Here is a 3,369-nt window from a genome sequence, read left to right on the forward strand (position 1 = left end):
ATGCCCCGCCCCACATGGCACAGGCCGTGGCCGCGTTCGGATCGGCCAGGCAGATCGCCTGTCGAATGGAATACGGCCGAAACCTTCGCTTTGCTCGCCGTGCCGGGCGCTCCCGGCGTGAACAAGCAGATCGAAGGAAAACACGGTGACAAAACGCAAGCGCAGACACCGCCGGAGCGTCGATGTCCGGATCAACTGGCTGCAACCGCATGCCGATGGCTTCAAGGACTGGCTCACCCAGAGGAAATACTCGCCGGCGACGATAACGGAGCTGGTGCGTCTGCTCGCCCTGTGGGGCGATTGGGTGCGCACCTCCGGCTTCGCAATCGAAACGCTCGCTTCCGGTCTCACGGCCTCAGCGTTGGTGTTCCGGGGCAGCAAGACAGCGCGGGCCCCTCAGGGCGCCGCCGCGCTGTTCATCTCCTATCTGCAGGAGACGAACGTCCTGCCTCCGGAGCGACACCCGTCGCTGGAGGAAACCTGGCCGACACTGGCCGCCTTCCGTCGCTGGATGCAGGAGCAGCGCGGCATCAAGGATTCCACGCTCGACACCTATCAGGCGATCCTGGTCGACCTGCTGGCGTCGCTCGGCACTGATCCGGCAGCTTACACGGCTGCCGCGATCCGCGGCTTCGTGCTCGATCGCGCGAAGCCGCACGGCCGTGGCCGAGCGCGGGGCATCACCGTCGCCACGCGTGCCTACCTCAAGTATCTCGTGGCGATCGGACAATGCCCGGTCGGCCGGGACCATGCGGTTCCAAGCTTCGCAAGTTGGCAGTTGGCGACCACGCCGCGCTTCCTCGGGCAATCCGACCTCGACCGTCTCATGATCGCGTGCGACGGCGAGGACCGCCTGCGCGACCGGGCCGTCATCCTGCTCCTGGCCCGGCTCGGCCTGCGGGCAAGCGAGGTCGCCGATCTCACCTTCGACGCGATCGACTGGGTGACCAGCCGCATAACCCTTGCTGGCAAGGTCCGGCGGGAAGAGCGCCTGCCGCTGACCCAAGAGATCGGCGACGCCATCCTCGCCTATATCGAGCGGGCGCGGCCACGCATCGCGACGACGCGGGTGTTCCTGACGGACACGGCGCCTGTCCACCCGTTGAGCCGCATCGCCGTGAAGTGCATCGTGCGCCGTGCCCTCGACCGGGCCGGCGTCAAAAGTGTCCATCGCGGCGCCCACGTTCTGCGCCACTCTGCCGCGACGTCCATGCTGCGCAACGGCGTCAGCCTCGCCGGCGTTGGCGCCGTGCTGCGGCACCGCTCGCCATCGGTCACAGCGCTCTATGCCAAGGTGGACATCGGCCTCCTGTCGGAGATCGCGCAGCCCTGGGGCGGGAGGCTGCCGTGCTGAGCGACGATGCAGCCCGCTACATCACTCTGCGCCGCACGCTCGGCTACAAGCTGATCAAGGCCGAACGGCATCTTCGCGCCTTCGCGCGCTTCGCCGCCGGGCGGGGCGAAGCGCATATCCGCACGGCATCCGTTCTCGCCTGGCTGGCGACAGTCGCCCGGACGCCGGGCGCCCGCGAGCGGCGTCTGACAGACCTCATCCTGTTTGCGCGCTTCCTCCATGCCGAAGATCCGCGGCATGAGATCCCGCACCCCGACGTCGCGCCGAGCCGGCATGGACGGCCGATCCCCTATATCTACGCGCCGGGCGAAATCGCCCGCATCCTCGATGCTGCCGGCAGTCTCCGGCACCAGAAGCCCAATCCCCTGCGGCGCCAGCTCTACGTCATGCTGTTCGGGCTGATCGCTGCCACGGGACTGCGTGTCTCGGAGGCTCTCGCGCTCAGGCTCGACGACATCCAGCCCGACGGCGTCTTGCACATCCGCGAGACGAAGTTCCGCAAGAGCCGGCTCGTGCCGTTGCATGCGACGGTCATCAAGGCGCTCGAAGGCTATCTCGAGGTTCGCCGCCAACGCGCCGGGGAGAGCGACTGGCTGTTCCCATCCGTCGAACATCGGGAGCTGTGCCCGACGACGGTGAACTACACGTTCCGTTGCATCCTGCGCCGGGCGGGGATCGCGCCCGAGCGAAGCCGGCAGCCTCGCATCCATGATCTTCGCCATACCTTCGCAACCCGGGTGCTGGAACAATGCGGCGCCGAGCGCGGCGTGGTCGCCCGGCACTTCGTCGCCCTGTCGACCTATCTGGGCCATGCCGATATCCGGAACACCTACTGGTATCTTGAGGCGACGCCGGAAATGATGGCGGATATCGCTTCGGCTGCAGAAATGCTGGTCGGGGAGAGCGTCGCATGACGAAGCTCGCCCCTCTCATCACCGCCTTCCTGCGCGATTACATGCCTCGCCAGAGAGGCTACAGTTTACAGAGCTGCGAGACATATGCGTTCAGCTTCAAGCTGCTGTTCGACTTCGCCGCGAAACGGCTGGGCACCCGTCCGTCACGGCTGACGATCGAAGACCTCGACGCGCCGATGATCGTGGCCTTCCTCGCCCATATCGAACAGGAGCGCGGCAACAGCGCTTCCACACGCAACCTGCGGCTCGCCGCCATCAAGACGTTCATGCGTTATGTGGAGCACAAGGTCCCCTCCGCCCTGGAGCAGATCGGCCGGATCCATGCCATCCCGGCCAAGCGCCATGACCAGAAGCTCATCCGTCATCTGATAATGGAGGAGGTCCGCGCGATCCTCAACGCTCCCGATCCTGCGACACGATCCGGTGTGCGCGACCGGGCCATGATGCACCTGTGCTTCGCCGGGGGCTTGCGGGTCTCTGAGCTGGTCGGCGTTCTGGTCGAAAACCTGTCGCTCCAGCCCGGCGCAAGCGTGATGATCCGGGGCAAGGGCCGCAAGGAGCGCTGCCTGCCGCTCTGGAAGGAGACGGCGCGAGATCTTCGCGCCTGGCTCGGCGTCAGGGGCGCGATCCGCGTGCCGGAGCTCTTCGTCAATGCGCAGGATGAGCCGATGACCAGAGCAGGCTTCGAGTATGTGCTCGACAAGCACGTCCGCAAGGCGGCCGAGACCTGCGCATCGTTGCATGGTCGGAGCGTCTCGCCACATCAGCTCCGGCACAGCTGCGCGGTCGTCATGCTGCAGGCCACCCACGACATCCGGAAGGTTGCCCTGTGGCTCGGTCATGCCGACATCCGCACGACGGAGGTCTATCTCCGCATGGACCCCTCCGAAAAGCTGGAAGCGATCGAGGCGGTCGTCCCGCCGGAGCTCAGGCGTGGCCGGTTCAAGGCACCGGATGCGCTGATCGCATCCTTGCTCTTGGACCTGGAGGCCCCGGCCTGATCGGAACAGGTCCGCACCTGAAGCGGTTCTCTCGCCCAATCGCCCCGGTCCTGCACCGGCATCGTGTTCGCCACGGCCTGTGCCGTGTGGGGCGCGGCTG

The 3,369-nt window shown here is 66.5% G+C and carries 3 protein-coding genes; all 3 read left to right on the forward strand.

Annotated features, from left to right (window positions below):
• Positions 1-145 precede the first annotated feature (145 nt).
• The 3 genes from EJ105_RS27475 to EJ105_RS27485 are packed head-to-tail and all read left to right on the forward strand — an operon-like array spanning position 146 to position 3,269.
• Positions 146-1,354 (forward strand): tyrosine-type recombinase/integrase, encoded by a 1,209-nt coding sequence (locus EJ105_RS27475; RefSeq protein ID WP_138399718.1) that lies wholly within the window; start codon positions 146-148, stop codon positions 1,352-1,354.
• The gene (locus EJ105_RS27480) at positions 1,348-2,268 is read left to right on the forward strand and encodes a tyrosine-type recombinase/integrase (protein ID WP_138399717.1); all 921 of its coding nucleotides are present in this window, start codon (positions 1,348-1,350) and stop codon (positions 2,266-2,268) included. The genes EJ105_RS27475 and EJ105_RS27480 overlap by 7 nt, the downstream gene beginning before the upstream one ends.
• Positions 2,265-3,269, forward strand: a complete 1,005-nt coding sequence (locus tag EJ105_RS27485; RefSeq protein ID WP_138399716.1) for a tyrosine-type recombinase/integrase — start codon at positions 2,265-2,267, stop codon at positions 3,267-3,269. Before EJ105_RS27480 ends, EJ105_RS27485 begins: the two co-directional genes overlap by 4 nt.
• The last annotated feature ends 100 nt before the right edge of the window (positions 3,270-3,369 follow it).

Origin of the sequence: Xanthobacter aminoxidans (assembly GCF_023571765.1) — a bacterium.
Lineage (GTDB): Bacteria > Pseudomonadota > Alphaproteobacteria > Rhizobiales > Xanthobacteraceae > Xanthobacter > Xanthobacter aminoxidans.